The organism is Prochlorococcus sp. MIT 1306 (assembly GCF_047304515.1).
GTDB classification, from domain to species: Bacteria; Cyanobacteriota; Cyanobacteriia; order PCC-6307; family Cyanobiaceae; genus Prochlorococcus; species Prochlorococcus marinus_D.
This window is the reverse complement of record NZ_CP138959.1, coordinates 2349186-2367121: the sequence shown is the minus strand read 5'-3', so window position 1 is coordinate 2367121 and position 17936 is coordinate 2349186. Positions and strand designations below refer to the sequence as shown.

Sequence of the window (17936 nt, the reverse complement as noted above, 5' to 3'; positions counted from 1 at the left end):
AATGAACAACAAGCCTAACCCCGTCGGCGGACTGATCCGCAGAGCTCAGAACCAACTAGAGCAGAAAGTGACCTCTGTGTCACACGATGAAAGCGTGCTCCAGCAAAGCCGCTTTTGGATGCGTGCCGTGACCTGGAGCCTGATCGGCACGACTGCCTTTGCAGTGGGCTGGTTGGCCATCGCGCGCACGGAAGAAATCGTTGTCGCACAAGGCAAACTTGAACCTTTAGGCGATGTCAAAGAGATTCAAATCCCAGTGGGAGGAGTCGCTAGGGACATCCTTATCAAAGGAGGTGATCGCGTCAGTAAAGGTCAGATTCTGATCCAGCTCGACACTGAAACATCCTCAGAACAAGTGAACTCCTTAGAAGCTCAGTTCGCAAAAAAACAGCAACAACTTAAGCTCAAACTTGAAGAACAACAGGGAACCCTAGATCTCAGCCGAGAACAAGTCGCCACAACCAGAGATAATCTGGCCCTTGAACAACAAATCCTTAGCCGGTTTGAATTTCTTAGCGCACAGGGCGCTTCCTCTGAGCTTCAGTATTTACAGCAACGCAACAAGGTACGAGAACTACGCGGAAGGGTCATCAAAGAGAAATTGGATGGCGCTCGTCAACAATCAATCCTCAATCAAGAAATTGAACAGCTCAATTCCCAATTAGCCCAGCTTAAGGCTCAACTCACTGAAGCAAAAGTAACGCTGAAATACCAGTCTTTGCGTTCTCCAGTGGATGGGGTGGTTTTTGATCTCAAGCCAACCACGCCTGGCTTTGTCGCCCAGTCAAGTGAACCGGTGCTCAAGATCGTGCCCTTCAACAACCTGGAAGCCGATGTGGAAATCCCCAGCAACAAAATTGGTTTCGTTCGCGAAGGCATGTCCGTTGACATCAGTATTGACTCCTTCCCCGCTACAGACTTCGGGGTACTTGAAGGCAAGGTGACCTCGATTGGCTCCGACGCACTTCCACCCGATCAACAACAACAACGACAGGAATACCGCTTCCCAGCCACCATTCAGCTCGACAGCCAACAACTCAAACTCAAGAACGGCACCACGCTTCCCTTACAAGTAGGAATGTCGCTCACTGCAAATATCAAACTGCGCAGTGTGAGCTATTTACAACTACTGCTTGGCCAGTTCCAGAGTAAAACCGATTCACTCAGGCAACTATGAAGCACACAAGAGACCATTAATATTGAATGTAAAAACGCCAAAGCAACAACAAGCGAAGATTGAACAAATCTAATTATTTGCTAAAAAAGTCAACAAGAAAGCAGCATCAAAATAGAGAGATAAAAGCCAAGGCTTTTGCCTTGAATCAGTATCAAGGCTGATCTAAAAAAATCTAATCACAATCCATACCTCTTCTAATCAATCGTTCTGCAAAATAAAGATGTGATCTAGGTCACGATTAAATGTGAGCAAGTGCTCTACTCAAAAAGTTCTAGATCACATCTAAATTCATGACATTGATGGAACTTGATTCAGCCATTCAAAAGGCATTGCCTTTTTTGTAGTCATGAAACGACTTTTCAGAACTATCGACACAAATAACAAGCAATCAAAGAGCAGAGACTTTATTAGTGAATCTCTAAATTTAGCAAAGCCAACAGAAAACCAGAACAATCAAATTGGCGAAGGGCACTCAAGCCACTATTACAATAATAGCGAGATGCCTGAACGAGAACAGCCCTTTGAACTCGAAGCTAGGGAAGCATCAAATGCAAGCAACAAAAGCGAAGATCCTAATCACGACAGCAAGCTATCTTTTGGCAGGCAAGAAAAATTTAATGTTCATAATACAACGAGCCTAGAAGATCCGATTCTAGGAAATCAGCCGGCTCAAAACACATTTGGCCTACGCTTAAGACAGCCATTTGGTTCATTCAATCATAGAGGCTTCTCTTCCAGGGACAATCAGCAGGATCAAGCTAAATCAGATCATGATTCTATTCACCAGGAAAATTCCTCGTTCAGGCGCAATCAAAATGCTCACCATCAATCACCAAATGATTTCAATCATCAAGGACAATTCACAAGAAAATCAAATGGGTTTAGCATAGGAAAGTTTAACTGGATCGCAAGAAAAAATCAAAAGGAGTTACCGGAAGATCGTACAAATGGCGAACATGAAGCTGGCGAAGAAGGTGTTTCACAGAACCCATTTGGCCAAAGTTTTCAACGGCAAGCTTTCAACAAAATCCCACAAGCCTACGATGTCGACCTAAGCATAAGCATCAAACCATGGGACTTGAGTGTAGAAAGTCTATTTGATTATGGTTATACCCGAATTTATGATGCATCACACGACGGCACGAAAAAAGAAGTGTTTGAAGATGGTGCAATCAGAATCAATTATGATGGTGATTTCCTAAATGATAATAGGTTGGATTTCTCAGATATTTTTGGCTGGAGTTGGGACCCATTCTCAACAATAAAGATTGGCAATGTTGAAGCTCAAGTCAATGCAACCCACACCACTACAGGAGAACGTATTGATCTAGGCGCATATATATTAGACCTCTCAGAAGATCGTTTCCTTGTCGATCTTAACGACAAGATCGATGCTGCGGAAAGCTTCTTCGATAGACGCAGTAACTGGGACTTTGATGTAGATATTGATGCTGTGTTCGGTGGCATGAGGGAAAACATAGAAGACTTTGATGAAACACTAACAATGATTGATGCGCTTGATTGGAGTACATTTGATGGTGATATTGAAGCCAATACTTTTAATTATTATGATATGGATACCTTGGGGTTGGTAGGTTCTGAATATGATTCAGGTAGAATTTACAAGGCTCGTGGTGGAACCGACGAACTAATACTCAATGGTATTGATAGTGCAGACATCAAGAGCTTCAATGGCGAAAGCTTCAGTAGTCTTACTGATTACACAACGATCGGCGAACAGGCCATTTATCAAGGCACAGCTTTCGACATCTTGAGCCTCACCAATGGGGATGAGATTTATCTGCAAGGTTTTGAGAGGATTTCCACCGAAGACGATAGCTACCGCATTAGAGAAGGAATGAGCGACAGCACAAAAGAACAATGGAATCTAAATGCTATGGATGCTGCAAGTGCATGGCGTTTCAACAAAGGTTCTGACAAGGTCAAGCTTGTTTCTCTAGATACTGGTCTTAATGACGTTGCAGGAAGTGTAACTGATGCTCATGATGAAATTAATCATGTGCAAAATCAAAGTGCAAAATCAAATAACTCTCATGGTCATCGAGCGATGAGTGTGATGGGCGCTAAGCATGACAGTGAAAACCTTGCAGGGATTGCTCCAGGGAGCCAACTTGTTGCCTATAATGTTTGGAGTGATACTTTTTATGAATCAATTGAAGATGCAAAAGATCAACGCAATTGTGATGAGCGTCTAGTATTTCAAAACGCAGCCTGGCTCACTAATCCTAGTTCTAACTGGCCTAGCGCAGAGGCAATGAAAACCTCTTTTGAAGAAACTCAAGAATATGCCTTCTTCTCTATTGCCGCAGGTAATGACTGGAATAAAGACACAGTTTGGGCTGCTGGGCAACAACCAGATGATTTAATTCCAGATGAAACAACTGAACTGGATAATATTGCCATCGTTGGTGCTCTGAAATTCACAGGCACAGAAGAAATCGATGCTATTACTGGTGGTTCACTTACTAATGTGACAGGAACTGAACTTGCTGGTTACTCAAATGCTGGTGATGGAATGACGATGGTTGCACCGACAGACAGCCAATCTATTGATGCCAATGGAACAGTAAGTTCTTTTGGCGGCACCTCTTGTGCAAGCCCTAATCTTGCTGGTGCAGCCGCATTGGTCTGGAGTGAGAATTTAGCTCTTACGGGTGTAGAGGTTAAAGACATCATCACGACTAGTGCTATGGATCTGGGAGACCCGGGGACTGATGCCACCTACGGTGCAGGCACAGTCAATATTGACTCAGCTGTCCGTCGTGCTCACGCCCTTTCAGTCGATCATGAGTTAGCCAGTCTCTACAGCAATACGGATTTTCTAGCTTGATTCACAACGCTTTCTAAGCTCATCTACTTTCATTGCCCTGGGCATATGTCCAGGGCTTTTTTTAGGACTTCAATCTCATTGATCCAACCAAGCACGACGTAAAAGAGCATTCACCGTCGCTGCAACCAGACCAGCCCCACCCCGACTACCCATTAAGCGAATATGAGCTAGTCCGCTAACAGCTAACCGCCGCTTGCTGTCAGATACACCGACAAAACCCACAGGCATGCCGATGATCAAACTAGGCGGAGGTGAACCTGATGAGACAAGCTCCAGCAATGCATCCAGGGCCGTAGGTGCACTACCAATCAACACAATCGGCGCTTGTTGATCCACATATTGAGTCGCCAATTCTTGCCATGCGCATCGCAAGCCTTCGGCTGTTCGCGTGGAACCGTTTGGTGCCTCATCCGGCGCCCACTCCAGCACACTTCTTACAGATGACTTCAACGTTCGCAACGCCATCGGACGCACTGCTACAGCCGCCATGGCCGTATCGGTGAGAATTGGCGCTCCGGCCTGCAAGGCAGCCAGCCCAAGCTCACAAGCCTCTGGACTAAAGCGCAGCAAAGGAGTTAGGCCAAAATCACCACTGCTGTGAATCAAACGCTCCAACACCTGCTGCGGCAAGGGATCCAAACCCGTTACGCCCAAATGCTCCCGAATGCGGCGAATGCTTTCCGTGAAGATCGGATGATCAAGCGACTTCACGTTTCTGCCTTAAGCCCGATAGACATCAAGCATCATCAGATAACGATCTTCGGTCTGCCGCTGCAATGCCGATCCATCTCATCTGGGGCGATGATGCCGCCGCCCGAGACCACGCCATCGAGGCTCTGATCGGCGATGTTGTCGATCAAGCATGGAGCAGCATCAACCTCAGCCGCCTCGATGGAGCTGATGCTGGGCAAGCAAGCCAAGCCTTGGCAGAAGCACGCACACCACCCTTCGGCAGTGGCGGACGACTGGTGCTGTTACAGCGCAGTCCATTCTGCAACGCTTGCCCGAGCGAACTCGCCAATCGTTTCGAAGACGTGCTGGATCTGATTCCAGAAACCAGCCACCTGGTGCTATGCAACCCCAACAAACCAGACGGCCGACTGCGAACAACGAAGGCCTTACAAAAGCTTGTGAAGTTGAAGCAAGCCAGCGAAAAAAGCTTTGTCCTGCCGGCGATCTGGGATGGTGCCGGTCAGCAGGAGCTGGTGGAACGCACCGCCCGCGACTTAGGCCTGCAGCTGGAGCCTGAAGCCACTACAGCGCTGGTGGAAGCCATCGGCAATGACAGTACGCGGCTTAACGCAGAGCTGCAAAAACTGGCTCTCCATGCCGACATTCGCCAAGAACGCGCAAATGCTAATCAATCACAAACTTTGATTAAAGCCGAAAACGTAGCCGCGCTGATTGAGGGAATGGCCACCAATGCACTACAGGTTGGCGATTCACTCTTGGCAGGCCAAGCCGGAGAAGCGATCGCCCGTCTGGATGCACTACTGGATGCCGGTGAACCAGCACTTCGCATCGTGGCCACCTTGACAGGCCAAATCAGAGGCTGGCTTTGGGTGAGTTTGCTGGAGCAACAAGGGGAACGAGATGTGAATGTGATTGCCAAAGCAGCAGGTATTGGTAATCCCAAGCGGATCTACGTGATGCGCAAACAACTACAGGGGCAGCCACCGCAACGATTCCTCACCCTGCTGAGTCGCTTGCTTGAAGTAGAAGCCGCCCTCAAGCGAGGTGCAAAACCTACTGATGCCTTCCGCGACGGGTTACTCAGCACTCCCTAATCCAGTGACGACACGCTGAAATAATCAGAACGTGTGTCAAAGGCATGGATGACGTTGCTGGTGCAAAAATTCGGCGGGTCATCCGTCGGAAACGTCGAGCGCATCCAAGCCGTCGCTGAGCGGATTGCGACCAGCAAAGATCTCGGCCACGACCTGGTGATTGTGGTATCCGCTATGGGCCAAACCACTGATGAACTCACAGCCCTAGCGAAAGTGATCAGCAGCAATCCCCCTCAACGGGAAATGGACATGCTGCTAGCCACGGGAGAACAGGTTTCGATCTCCTTGCTTTCAATGGCACTGCATGAACTGGGCATACCAGCCATTTCGATGACTGGAGCCCAAGTGGGCATCGTGACAGAGTCTGCCTATGGCCGCGCTCGAATCCTAGACGTCCGCACTGAGCGCCTGCAATCCCTGTTAAGCACTGGAAAGGTGGTAGTCGTGGCAGGCTTCCAGGGCACAAGCCTGAGCAGCGTTGGCACCGCAGAGATCACCACCCTCGGCCGCGGTGGTTCAGATACATCTGCAGTTGCCATAGCAGCCGCCCTAGGAGCAGATGCCTGCGAGATCTACACAGATGTACCAGGAGTACTCACAAGTGATCCACGTCAGGTCAGCGATGCCCAACTGATGCAAGAAGTGAGTTGCGACGAGATGCTTGAACTGGCCAGTCTGGGCGCCTCCGTGTTGCACCCCCGTGCGGTCGAGATTGCACGCAACTTTGGAGTCGCCCTGGTCGTGCGTTCTAGCTGGAGCAACGAAGCCGGAACCAAGCTCACAAGCAAATCAAAGCGCCCCCTCGGTCGAGAAGGTCTAGAGCTTGGTCGGCCTGTGGATGGCGTTGAACTTGCCGAAGGTCAAGCGGTGATCGCCCTCTCTCACGTGCCCGATCAACCGGGTGTGGCAGCCACACTTTTTGAGAACCTCTCTAGCGATGGCGTGAATGTGGACCTAATCATCCAATCAACCCATGACCGCAACAGCAATGACATTGCCTTCACAGTGGCCGAAGCCGACTTAGCTAAAGCCCACTCACTTTGCGAAGGGCTGCTTAAAACCGTCGGTGGCCAACTCTCAGCTGAAGCCGGAATGAGCAAACTAAGCATCAGCGGAGCAGGAATCATGGGACGCCCCGGTATCGCCGCAAGCCTTTTCGACACGATCTCACGGGCAGGAATCAACCTACGGCTGATCGCGACCAGTGAGGTGAAAGTAAGCTGCGTAATCGATGCAACGCTGGGAAGCAAAGCCCTGCGTGCAGTCAGCACAGCCTTTGAACTCAGCGACAGCCAAGTACGCATCAATCCTTTGGTCAACGGCAAAGGTGAACCAGAGGTTCGAGGGGTGGCACTCGATCAAGGTCAAGCCCAGCTGAGTGTGCGAGGGGTGCCAAATCGGCCTGGGACAGCAGCAGCTCTTTGTTCAGCGATGGCAGAGGCAGGAATCAGCCTCGATGCGATCGTGCAATCAGAGCGACAACATGAGGATGGAAGCCGGGATATCAGCTTCACCCTCAAGCGCGATGAGCGAGAGCAAGCCAATAAGACTCTTGCCCCCTTACTTGCCCAATGGCCAGGAGCCAATCTCGAAGACGGTCCTGCAATCGCCCGGGTAAGCGCAGTGGGGGCAGGCATGCCAGCCACCGCCGGTACAGCAGGGCGGATGTTCCGAGCTCTCGCAGATGCAAAGATCAATATCGCCATGATCGCCACCAGTGAAATCCGCACAAGTTGCGTGGTGGCTGAGCCCGATGGGGTCAAGGCGCTGCAATCAGTGCATAAAGGCTTTGGGCTGGGTGAAGAGACTGGTCATCCAGTACAAAGCAACTCGTAATGGCTGAAAAGTTCAGCTAGGCAATCATTCAGCAGAAAGACATCCGGTTTTAATGGATTGATTCAGCTTCAAATCAACGTTGCGACACCCTTCCAGTCTTGTTCTGAATGGGTATAGGCCTCAGCTTCCTGCAATGAACCAAAACAGCTAACAGCCTCAGCAGAGACGAGCCCTCCCAATGGCTCAACACCCTTTAGATCACCATTCAGATGCTGAAGCGAATGGATGAACTCATTACTAATCAAGAGGCAGGGCACCTCTATAGACATCGGCCTTCACCGCAATCTAATCGTGCCCAATGAGCCATTTAAAGCCCTATGGCTGGCATTCTTACGAGCTAATCAGGTGCACCGCTAAGCACCCTTACTCCAATTCGCGGCCCTGCCTCAATGAACTCATGCGCGAGCTCAATAGGCTGCCCAGCACAAAGTTGTTTCGAGCTTATTTCGGCTACAGAAAAACTCGCTAAAGACTCCTCAAGTCGTTGTCTTGGTTCAAAGAACCGCGCCATTCAGGCTAATGAACAAGGATCAAACTTCCGACAACTACAAGTATCAGATGGAATGCAAACAAAAGGTACTTTCTACAAAAGGGGATCGCATGAACAATGGCACATGATCAAGTATTGCGAATCAGCTTCTGCCTGAACTTCTTGATGCGATCGCGCAGGCTTGCTGCTTCCTCAAAATTAAGATTCTTGGCAGCTTCTTTCATCTTTGTTTCGAGCTGATCAATCAACTCAGGCAAAGCATCAAGGGCTAAGCCAGCATCCTGATCTGAATCAAGCGCATCAACAGCCCGCCCAGTAATCTGTACCAAGTCAGCATCTTTACCATCCGTCTGTAAGCGCCTTGATAACTCGAGAAACGAGAGGATCGAATTGCTCGCTCTCTTACCCGCTGGCGTTGGCACGATGCCATTCAATTCGTTGTAAGCCTTTTGAATCTCGCGTCTTCGCTCAGTTTCACTAATCGCTCTTGCCATCGAATCTGTCAAGTTGTCTGCATAAAGAAGTGCCATCCCATCCACATGCCTAGCCGCACGACCAATGGTCTGAATCAGCGACCGCTCTGCTCGCAAGAAACCTTCCTTATCAGCATCAAGAATGACCACTAACGACACCTCCGGAAGATCCAAACCTTCTCGAAGAAGATTGACACCCACAAGAACATCATATTCGCCTAATCTCAAATCCTGAATAATCTCAATCCGCTCGATTGAATGGATTTCCGAGTGTAGATAACGAACGCGCACATCATTCTCAGCCAGATAATCGGTTAGATCTTCCGCCATACGTTTGGTCAGGGTGGTGATTAACACTCTCTCCTGCTTCTTTGCTCTTATACGGATTTCCGCCAACAAGTCGTCGACCTGGCCTTGCGTCGGTCGCACTTCCACCAAGGGATCAAGAACCCCTGTGGGCCGAATCACCTGTTCAGCCAGCTGACCATCACTCTGCGTGAGCTCCCAATCACCTGGCGTCGCACTAACAAATACAGTTTGCCTCGCCTTCCTCCAGAATTCCTCACTCTTGAGAGGACGATTATCAGCAGCACTAGGCAATCGAAAACCATGCTCAATTAAAACTTTCTTACGAGCTTGATCGCCGTTGTACATCGCCTTAAGCTGAGAACATGTCACATGACTTTCATCCACCACCAGTAACCAGTCATCAGGGAAATAGTCAATCAAGCATTCAGGAGGCGTTCCCGCGGAACGGCCAGCAAGATGGCGAGCATAGTTTTCAACACCATTGCAATAACCAACCTCCCGCAACATCTCCAAGTCGTAGGCAGTGCGTTGCTCTAAACGCTGCGCTTCCAAAAGCTTGCCTTGTTCATTGAGCACCTGCAAACGCTCACGCAGTTCATCACGAATCGCTTGAACTGCAACATTCAATCGCTCTTTAGGAGTCACAAAATGTTTGGCCGGATAAATATTAATGGCTTCCAAGCTTTGCAAAATCTCACCTGTTGTTGGGTCCAGATAACGGATTGCCTCTACCTCATCACCAAAAAGCTCAATCCGTACTAGCCGATCTTCATAAGCAGGGCCAATCTCCAAAACATCCCCTCTCACTCGAAAACGACCCCGAGTAATGTCAAAGTCATTTCGACTATATTGATTATCAACCAACTCCCTCAATGAACTGCGAAGGTTGAGTGTTTCGCCAACTTTAAATTTAACAGCAGCCTTTAGATATTCGCTAGGAATGCCTAGACCATAAATGCAGCTGATTGAAGCTACTACAATGACATCATTACGCTCAAATAAGGAACGCGTTGCTGAATGACGCAGCATATCAATCTCTTCATTGATTGAAGCTGTCTTGGCTATGTAGGTATCACTAACAGGCACGTAAGCCTCTGGCTGATAATAATCATAGTAAGAAATAAAATATTCAACAGAATTATCAGGAAAGAACTCCCTAAACTCATTGCAAAGTTGTGCAGCAAGCGTCTTGTTATGAGCCAAGACAAGAGCCGGACGGCCAGTCTGAGCAATCAAATTGGCAATCGTGAATGTCTTACCCGTACCGGTCGCTCCTAAAAGCGTCTGGTAACGCTGGCCCTGATTGACCCCCTCCACCAACCGAGCAATCGCAGTGGGCTGATCCCCCTTCGGGCTATAGGGCGCCTTGAGGTGATACTTCGGCATTAGGGCCGTAACGGGCAGCTGCTTAGCCTATGAGCAGATGCCATGAACGGGCTATTCCAGACTTTCTCAAAACCTGATGACCTTCTAAGCAATGCCTTGAACTCTCAGGCTGAAAGCAAAGCAGCTCTAGTGAACTCAATATCAGAGATGCCGAGAGATCGCAACACAATCGTGCTCACAACGCTGTAAAAGACAGCGCCGCAGATGGCACTAAGCAAACCGTTCTTGAGCCGAAAACCATTAATCAGCCATGCTGCCAGAGCAAATAAAAGGATCGTGATCAACCAGTTGAACAAAAACGACACTGGCCAGATCAGCCCCCCCAACGACGTAATTGCCCAGAATGGAGCCAACAGCAACTTGAGAGGCACGATCAACAACGTACCCAATAGGCCAATCATCACAGCCGACCAAAATGCTGTGCTGAAATTGGCCATCTCAATGCCAAGGGGCAACGCAGCAACCAACAACAAAATGAGGGCCCGAATGGGCCATTGCAGCAACCAGCCGAGCGATCCCAACATTTAAAACAACCGACGCAAAGCAGCTGACTAGACAGTAATTAACGCTATTAACGCTAGTGAATTACTGCAGATTTGGGCGTACTGAGAGCTTCACGCAAGCCCCGCACAACAGCAATCATTGCCAGCTCATCATTGAGACGGTTCACCGCAGATCCAACACCTACACCAGCGGCACCAGCAGCAATAGCCATGGGCACCGTCACTGCCGATAAACCAGAAGCACAAAGCACAGGAACTACCCGCTCAGCAGCCTTCAGTGCTGTAGAAATGCTGTGTGCAGCAGCCAAAGTGGGAGCAGCTTTCTCAATCAAGCCAAGACTTCCAGCACTAAATGGTTTAGCGCTCGTGCCGCCCTCCGTCTGAATCAGATCGGCACCGGCAGCAACCAAATCCACTGCCAGTTGCTCCTGCTGATCCATCGGCAACACATGGGGCACAGTCACACTCAACACCACCTCAGGCAACAACACCCTGGTTAAACGAGTCAGCTCCAAGACTTCGGCGACACCAAAGATCCGGCCCTGAGGATAAAAAGCATCGAAATTTCCAATTTCCACCATGGCAGCACCAGCTGCAACAGCTGCAGGGAACAGCTCAGGGTCCACTGCTGACACACAAACCGGAACTCCAGCGGATTCCCGGATCGCCAGTTGCACCAGCTCTGGATCACAAGCCACATCAATCAGATCAGCGGCACCGTGGCCAGCAGCCCGCGCCACCTGCGCCACCGAGAGGGCCTCGAAATTCATCAAACCAGCGATCACCTTGAGGGCCGAGCGCTGCTCGAGACGCTGACGCAAGTGTGTTGGCAACTGAGCGAGGCGTGTCATTTAATCAACGATCTGTAGATCCATACTCCCATTTGCCAGGCTCCTGCACGGCAGACTGGCCTCAGCTGAATAAACCACTGCGCTATGGCCTCATCCAGCTCAGCGCAGCTGCCCTGGAGCGCCTGGCACGCACGTCTGCATCACAAACTGCTAGCGAATCCAGATCTACTGCCAGCAGAAGTCTCACTCTTGATCGCCGTCTCCGGTGGTCAAGATTCAATGGCCCTACTTGGCCTATTGATCGATCTCCAACGAAAACATGGCTGGTCTTTAGAGGTGTGGCATGGCGACCACAACTGGCATGAACAATCAGCAACGATCGCAACTGAACTCAAGGATTGGTGTGAAGCACACAACTTGAGCTTCTGGTCTGATCAAGCCAAACCTGGACAAACCAACAACGAAGCCACAGCGCGACATTGGCGATATGAACAACTGACGCTTCACGCAGAACGTTTGTCATCCAAAAACCCAAACCATCCATGCCGGTATGTGCTCACAGGCCACACCAGTTCTGATCGAGCTGAAACCTTGCTACTCAACCTTGCCCGTGGTGCGGACCTGGCGGGACTGAGCAGCATGCGCCAATGCAGGCCCATCAGCAAAGACAACCCTCACCAAAACGTGCAGCTCATACGCCCTTTGCTGGGGTTCTCGCGTGAGGACACCGCCCAGATTTGCAGCGAGCTGTCCTTACCTATCTGGCTTGATCCTGCCAATTCCAATCCAGACTTCAGCCGCAACCGAGTCCGCCAAGAAGTGCTACCAGTACTGGAATCTCTCCATCCGGGCTGCAGCCTGCGCATGGCCGCTCTCGCCGAAAGGCTCAACCATCACCATGCGGACCAGCAAGCCATCGCCATGCTGGCTCTAAACAACCTCAGCAAGCAAAACGGCCTCTGCCGACAGGACCTAGCCCAACTACCGATCACAGCAAGAACAACTCTTTTGGCCTATTGGCTAAAGCGATCAGGAGCACCAAGCCTGCCAGCAGTCCAACTTGAACAGATCAGCCAAAGCATTGGCCCCGGAAAACCACCTGGATCTCTACATCTCGCGCAGGGATGGAAAGTCCAATGGCAGCGAAACTCGGTACAACTAGAACATCACGACTGACTCCGGTGGACGGCGACTTCCAACAGCAGTACCTGGCCGCCGAGAAGGCCTATGGGGCAGGAAATTACGAAGCAGCGCAATCAATCTGTGAACGCCTGCTAGGCCAACTAGAGCTGCAGCAGCAAGGACCTGAGCAAGAAGCAATGCTGGCCTGGCAGGCGTTTGTGGCTCTGCTAATGGGCCACGTCCAGCTCTACGGAATAAACGATGTCCAGCAAGCCCAACACCACTACAACCTGGTTCTAGATAGCCAACCACAAGAGACTTTGAAAGAACTCGCCGAACAAGGCCTAGAACGATGCCAAGGCGAATTGCAACGAGAGCCTGCAGATACAGAAAAACATCCTCAGAGCCCTACCACTAAACAATCCACAAAACACAAGCCACTGGCTCTAAAAGCTGAAGTCATAGAACCACGGCAGAGCCTGATTAACGATCCCTTCCTATCTACAGAGACCCCAAACATTAATGAGGCCAACAAAGGTAAACATCCTCAATCTGATCAGCAGGCTAATCAACAAGAGACAAGGAAATTGAGCAATGAAATGTCAGAGTCTCTGACTGATCTGGTTCGTGATCCCTTCCTATTCCCAGCCGCCCATACTGCAGCCACAGAAGCAGATCACTCTCAATCGAAAACCAAACTGGAATCAACATTCATTGCAGATAGCATGAAGCCTGAACAGATATCTAAGCAAAAAAACTACTCACAACAGACTGATCTTCAACAAAAGGTTCATGCGAAACAAGAACCATCGGCAACAACGAAAGCTCTAGAAATAAAATCAGAACTCAATACAGAAACCGAAATAAGGCCAACAGCGAAATCAGGAACAAACCCAATCACACAAGAAAAACAGGACACTTTTAAGCAAGCAAGAGCGACCACAACGGCAATCTCACATGCATCAACCAATGACCTCCTCAATGATTCATTGTTGCGCGTGACCATGCCCCCTTGCGCTGGCCTTTCCAAGCAGGAGACCAGTCAATTGCAGTCAAAGAAGCGAACATCAGCAACGCTGACAGCTCGCCTCAAAAACTTCTGGATGGTCTTAAGCCGCCGCTGAGCGGCGACGGCGTGTGCGACCGGAAGGCACCTCTGCTGACTCAGGTTCAGATTGAGTCTTGACATTGGCTTGATCAGCAACCGTCTTAGTAGTCGACGTTGCTGACACAGCTGCCGCAACCTTGACAGGAGCCGCAGCTGGAGTTCGGCGTCCGTTACTAGCCAGATCACGATCACCACGAATGCGGGTCACCGATCGATCCTCAGGTTCAGCATCAGCCATACCCTTATAAGCAGGTGTTCCGCCTGGTGCCGGCTGAACTAAGCACAGAAGCAAGGGCTCAACTTGCAACTCACGACGCATACGACGACCCAAGCCCACTTCCACTTCTCGCTGCAAACCCATCCAATCGACTTCAGGAGTTTTGCCATCTGTTTGACGAGAGAACTGCTTCCAGCGGTTTTCCAACACCCAGCTTATTTCCCGTTCAGTCCAAATCGACATCTTACGGGGGTCAGCAGCGGTCACGACACCTCGCAAGTTCACTCTTGGCGGTGCAACCATCACTCCATCGGTACTGATTGCAGCCAGCACAGTGACAACACCATCTTCAGCAAGTTGCTGGCGCTCTTTCAAAACACGAGCATCAACAATGCCATTGCGAGAAGCATCGAGAAGTTCAATTCCTGCTTTTACTGAGTCTCCTTTACTAATCGAATCAGCTGAAAGTTGAACGACATCACCATTATCAAGAATCAAAATATTTTCGCTAGCTACGCCCATAGACTGCGCAGTCTTGCTGTGGCAAATAAGCATGCGATGCTCACCATGTACAGGCACAAAAAACTTTGGCTTTGTTAAAGCCAGCATCAACTTATGGTCCTCCTGGAAGCCATGCCCAGAAACATGGATACCCTCTCCCTTGCCATAGACCACCTTCGCTCCCAGCATCATCAAGCGGTCAATGGTATTAACAACTGAGATCGTATTACCCGGGATCGGACTCGCCGAAAAGATAATCGTGTCAGAGTTCTTGACCTGCACATGTTGATGCTCACCGCGTGAGATGCGACTTAACGCAGCCAACGGCTCGCCCTGACTCCCTGTCATCAACAACAAAGTCTCGCGATCAGGCATATCACGAATCTGTTTGATCGGTACGAACAGATCATCAGGAGCACGCATATAGCCAAGTTCACGCGCCTTAGCGATCACATTGAGCATCGATCGCCCAAGCAAACCAACTTTGCGTCCGTTCTTTAAAGCCAGCTCCAATATCATTGAAACGCGGTGAATAGAGCTCGCAAAAGTTGTGATAATCACTCGACCATCAGCTTGAGCAATATGGCGATCTAAAGCAGGAAATACCGATCGCTCAGGTGGGCAGAAGCCAGGCACCTCAGCATTGGTTGAATCACTGAACAAACACAAAACACCTTGCTCGCCGTGATGTGCAAGGCGAGCCATATCAAAATTTTCGCCATCCACAGGAGTATGGTCAAACTTGAAGTCTCCTGTGAAGATCACCGAGCCAACAGGAGTGGTGATGGCAAGCGAAAAGCTATCTGCCATCGAGTGGGTATTGCGGATAAATTCCACCGAAAAATGTTGTCCAACCTTGACAACATCCCTTGGACTCACGGTCTGGATCGTGGTGCGATCTGTAACACCAGCCTCTTCCATCTTTCCCTGGAGCATTGACATGGCCAGGCGCGGGCCATAGATCACTGGAATATTGAAGTGCTTGAGGTGATGAGGAATCCCACCAATATGATCTTCATGACCATGGGTCACGATCATGCCGCGGATGCGCTTTTGGTTCTCGCGTAGATAACTGGTGTCTGGCATCACCACATTGACGCCATGCATCCCATCACTGGGAAATGCCAGGCCAGCATCCACCATCATGATGTCGTCGCCGTACTCGAACACGCAGGTGTTCTTGCCAATCTCATGGAGCCCACCAAGAGGAATCACTCGTAAGCAGGGCTCTTTGGCTTTACCGTCTCTAGAAGAGGTGGATCTGGAAATGGTGGAACTAGACGTCATGACAAAAGCGTACGAAAACTATTTGGGGACTGAAATGAAGCGAGCGCTCATGGCGAAAAGCTAAAGCGACAAGCCATCAATTTGGGAAACAGCCGTGGCGTCAGGTCTGACACAAGGCAGTCAAGGTGTTTGAAAGAGCATCTCGCATAACGGGATCAAGAGGAAGCAAAGGGAGGCGGGGGGATCCGACCGGCCAACCGCTGAGCTCGAGGGCTGCTTTAACAGGAATCGGATTGGTGGTGACAAATAGAGCCTTGAACAAAGGTTGCAACTGCTCGTGATAACTGAGGGCAAGAGCACCCTGACCATTGAGATAAGCCTCAATCATCGCCTTAAGCCGACGACCTACAAGGTGACTTGCGACACTAACCACCCCAACAGCCCCCACCGACAACATGGGCAAAAGCAAGCCATCGTCGCCGCTGTAAACAGCCAGTTTTGAACCACACTGCAACCTCAACTGCGTCACCTCATCCGTGGTGCCACTAGCAGCTTTGACACTCACCACATTCGGACATTCCATCAACCTTGCAACTGTTGCTGGAGCAAGCGAACAGCCAGTCCGCCCAGGAATGTTGTAGAGCATCAGCGGCAACTCAGGGGCAGCCTGAGCAATAGCCCTGAAATGGGCTTCAAGACCTTCCTGCGGAGGCTTGTTGTAATAAGGAACAACCACCAATGCCCCATCAGCACCCACCGCAGCTGCCTGAGTGGTGGCCTCTATCGCCTCAGCGGTGCTATTGCTACCAGTGCCGGCAAGAACCTTCACACCTGGCCCCACTGCCTGACGGACCACCCCAAGCAATTGATGCTGCTCCTGCCAGCTCAGAGTGGGCGATTCCCCAGTCGTGCCACAGACAACCAGCCCATCAGATCCCTCATCCACGAGATAGCGAGCAAGACGACCAGCCAAAGCCAGATCAACGCATCCATCAGCGTCAAAAGGTGTAACCATGGCCGTCAGCAAACGGCCAAAAGGAGTTGGAGACAACTCAGCAGCAGAGCTCATGATGACGACAACAACAATTCTGCAATTTGGATCGCATTTAGAGCGGCACCTTTACGGATCTGATCCCCGCATAGCCAAAGCTCGAGAGCATTGGGATCACTGATGTCCTGCCGAATGCGACCCACCGCAACCGGATCGCGATCAGTGACATCGGTAGGCATGGGAAAGCGATTCTGCTCAAAATCTTCGATTAACTCGAGCCCCGCTGCCACCTTCAGCAATTGGCGAGCTTCTTCCACTGGAAAAGGCTCGTCAAACTCAATATTCACAGCCTCCGAATGGGCTCTAAGTACAGGCACCCGAACACAAGTTGCGGTAAAGCGCAAATCAGGAAGGCCCATAATTTTGCGCGTTTCATTGACCATCTTCATTTCCTCCTCGCAATAGCTATTGGCCATCAATGGAGAGTTGTGCAGGAACAAGTTGAAGGCAAGGGAATGAGGAAGCACTTCACTACAAGGCGTGTCGCCCGCTAAAACAACCTGAGTGAGCTGCTTGAGCTCCTCCATAGCGCGTGCACCTGCACCACTCGCCGACTGATAGGTGCTGACAACAACGCGACGCAAAGCACGTCTTGCAGCCAAAGGTGCCAGCACCAGAGTTAACAAAATCGTGGTGCAATTCGGATTTGCAATCACCCCCTGATGCTCTCCAACCGCCTCAGGATTGACCTCTGGCACCACGAGTGGCACGTCGGCATCCATCCTGAAGGCACTGGAGTTGTCAATCATCAGCGCACCGGCTGAGTTGATCACCTGCCGCCACTGACGCGATACGGATCCACCAGCTGAGGCCAGCACCAAATCAACCCCCTCAAAAGCAGCTTCGCTCACCTCCTGAACGACGAGGCTGGAGCCATTCCAAGGTTGAACATGGCCCGCAGAACGCGCAGATGCCAATAAGCGCAACTCACCAATGGGAAACGAGCGTTCCTGCAGCAGCTGAAGCAGCTCCTGACCCACTGCGCCACTGGCACCAAGCACAGCAACTGTGAGGGGACGATCGGGAAAAAACGATATGGGAAGCAAGCGGTGAGATCAGGTTATTGACTGAGTTCAGGGGTTCGATCTCAATAAAAAATTGAACCCA

The 17936-nt window shown here is 50.3% G+C and carries 14 protein-coding genes; 6 read left to right on the top strand and 8 right to left on the bottom strand.

All coding sequences use genetic code 11. The features are described 5' to 3' along the window. The first annotated feature begins 1 nt into the window (after position 1). Entirely contained in the window at positions 2 to 1177 is a 1176-nt protein-coding gene (locus SIB74_RS11795; RefSeq protein WP_063396494.1) for an HlyD family secretion protein, read from the top strand. 346 nt (positions 1178 to 1523) lie between these two features. Next, a complete protein-coding gene (locus tag SIB74_RS11790; protein ID WP_063396495.1) occupies positions 1524 to 4028 on the top strand; it encodes a S8 family peptidase in 2505 nt (834 codons plus the stop codon). A 75-nt stretch (positions 4029 to 4103) separates the two neighbouring features. On the opposite strand, the gene SIB74_RS11785 is transcribed toward SIB74_RS11790, so the two are convergent. Beyond that, complete coding sequence (locus SIB74_RS11785; protein WP_063396496.1) at positions 4104 to 4739, bottom strand: precorrin-8X methylmutase; 636 nt, start codon at positions 4737 to 4739, stop codon at positions 4104 to 4106. Positions 4740 to 4804: 65 nt separating this feature from the next. On the opposite strand from SIB74_RS11785, the gene holA reads away from it, so the two are divergent. Next, positions 4805 to 5815: a DNA polymerase III subunit delta gene (gene holA, locus SIB74_RS11780; RefSeq protein ID WP_063396497.1), complete on the top strand. Its 1011-nt coding sequence runs from the start codon at positions 4805 to 4807 to the stop codon at positions 5813 to 5815. 48 nt (positions 5816 to 5863) lie between these two features. Continuing rightward, a complete protein-coding gene (locus SIB74_RS11775) occupies positions 5864 to 7651 on the top strand; it encodes an aspartate kinase (RefSeq protein ID WP_063396498.1) in 1788 nt (595 codons plus the stop codon). Positions 7652 to 7719: 68 nt separating this feature from the next. Here the strand turns inward: SIB74_RS11775 and SIB74_RS11770 are convergent, their stop codons facing one another. The 4 genes from SIB74_RS11770 to SIB74_RS11755 all read right to left on the bottom strand — a co-directional run bounded on the left by SIB74_RS11770 (position 7720) and on the right by SIB74_RS11755 (position 11663). Continuing rightward, the gene (locus SIB74_RS11770) at positions 7720 to 7920 is read right to left on the bottom strand and encodes a hypothetical protein (protein WP_063396499.1); all 201 of its coding nucleotides are present in this window, start codon (positions 7918 to 7920) and stop codon (positions 7720 to 7722) included. 349 nt (positions 7921 to 8269) lie between these two features. After that, entirely contained in the window at positions 8270 to 10309 is a 2040-nt protein-coding gene (uvrB, locus tag SIB74_RS11765) for an excinuclease ABC subunit UvrB (RefSeq protein ID WP_063396500.1), read from the bottom strand. A 104-nt stretch (positions 10310 to 10413) separates the two neighbouring features. Beyond that, positions 10414 to 10833, bottom strand: coding sequence for a phage holin family protein (locus SIB74_RS11760; RefSeq protein ID WP_197463314.1), 420 nt, complete (start codon positions 10831 to 10833; stop codon positions 10414 to 10416). 53 nt (positions 10834 to 10886) lie between these two features. Further along, positions 10887 to 11663, bottom strand: coding sequence for a DUF561 domain-containing protein (locus SIB74_RS11755; protein WP_063396501.1), 777 nt, complete (start codon positions 11661 to 11663; stop codon positions 10887 to 10889). A gap of 84 nt (positions 11664 to 11747) precedes the next feature. Between SIB74_RS11755 and tilS the strand changes: the two genes are divergently transcribed. Continuing rightward, positions 11748 to 12779, top strand: a complete 1032-nt coding sequence (tilS, locus tag SIB74_RS11750) for a tRNA lysidine(34) synthetase TilS (RefSeq protein WP_063396502.1) — start codon at positions 11748 to 11750, stop codon at positions 12777 to 12779. Next, positions 12728 to 13849, top strand: coding sequence for a hypothetical protein (locus SIB74_RS11745; protein WP_413681729.1), 1122 nt, complete (start codon positions 12728 to 12730; stop codon positions 13847 to 13849). The genes tilS and SIB74_RS11745 overlap by 52 nt, the downstream gene beginning before the upstream one ends. Here the strand turns inward: SIB74_RS11745 and SIB74_RS11740 are convergent. The 3 genes from SIB74_RS11740 to SIB74_RS11730 form a co-directional block, all read right to left on the bottom strand. Continuing rightward, positions 13835 to 15838 carry a ribonuclease J gene (locus SIB74_RS11740; protein ID WP_063396503.1) on the bottom strand — a complete coding sequence of 668 codons (2004 nt, stop codon included), beginning with the start codon at positions 15836 to 15838 and terminating at the stop codon, positions 13835 to 13837. The two genes, SIB74_RS11745 and SIB74_RS11740, sit on opposite strands and share 15 nt — an antisense overlap. 100 nt (positions 15839 to 15938) lie before the next feature. Then, positions 15939 to 16847, bottom strand: a complete 909-nt coding sequence (gene dapA, locus SIB74_RS11735; protein ID WP_063396504.1) for a 4-hydroxy-tetrahydrodipicolinate synthase — start codon at positions 16845 to 16847, stop codon at positions 15939 to 15941. Further along, complete coding sequence (locus SIB74_RS11730; protein ID WP_063396505.1) at positions 16844 to 17875, bottom strand: aspartate-semialdehyde dehydrogenase; 1032 nt, start codon at positions 17873 to 17875, stop codon at positions 16844 to 16846. Before SIB74_RS11730 ends, dapA begins: the two co-directional genes overlap by 4 nt. Positions 17876 to 17936 lie beyond the last annotated feature (61 nt).

Bases quoted from the DNA above. Each gene is read 5' to 3' on its own strand.
- SIB74_RS11795 (WP_063396494.1), top strand. From the start codon at position 2: ATGAACAACAAGCCTAACCCCGTCGGCGGACTGATCCGCAGAGCTCAG.
- SIB74_RS11790 (WP_063396495.1), top strand. From the start codon at position 1,524: ATGAAACGACTTTTCAGAACTATCGACACAAATAACAAGCAATCAAAG.
- holA (WP_063396497.1), top strand. From the start codon at position 4,805: ATGCCGATCCATCTCATCTGGGGCGATGATGCCGCCGCCCGAGACCAC.
- SIB74_RS11775 (WP_063396498.1), top strand. From the start codon at position 5,864: ATGACGTTGCTGGTGCAAAAATTCGGCGGGTCATCCGTCGGAAACGTC.
- SIB74_RS11770 (WP_063396499.1), bottom strand. From the start codon at position 7,920: ATGTCTATAGAGGTGCCCTGCCTCTTGATTAGTAATGAGTTCATCCAT.
- uvrB (WP_063396500.1), bottom strand. From the start codon at position 10,309: ATGCCGAAGTATCACCTCAAGGCGCCCTATAGCCCGAAGGGGGATCAG.
- SIB74_RS11760 (WP_197463314.1), bottom strand. From the start codon at position 10,833: ATGTTGGGATCGCTCGGCTGGTTGCTGCAATGGCCCATTCGGGCCCTC.
- SIB74_RS11755 (WP_063396501.1), bottom strand. From the start codon at position 11,663: ATGACACGCCTCGCTCAGTTGCCAACACACTTGCGTCAGCGTCTCGAG.
- tilS (WP_063396502.1), top strand. From the start codon at position 11,748: ATGGCCTCATCCAGCTCAGCGCAGCTGCCCTGGAGCGCCTGGCACGCA.
- SIB74_RS11745 (WP_413681729.1), top strand. From the start codon at position 12,728: ATGGAAAGTCCAATGGCAGCGAAACTCGGTACAACTAGAACATCACGA.
- SIB74_RS11740 (WP_063396503.1), bottom strand. From the start codon at position 15,838: ATGACGTCTAGTTCCACCATTTCCAGATCCACCTCTTCTAGAGACGGT.
- dapA (WP_063396504.1), bottom strand. From the start codon at position 16,847: ATGAGCTCTGCTGCTGAGTTGTCTCCAACTCCTTTTGGCCGTTTGCTG.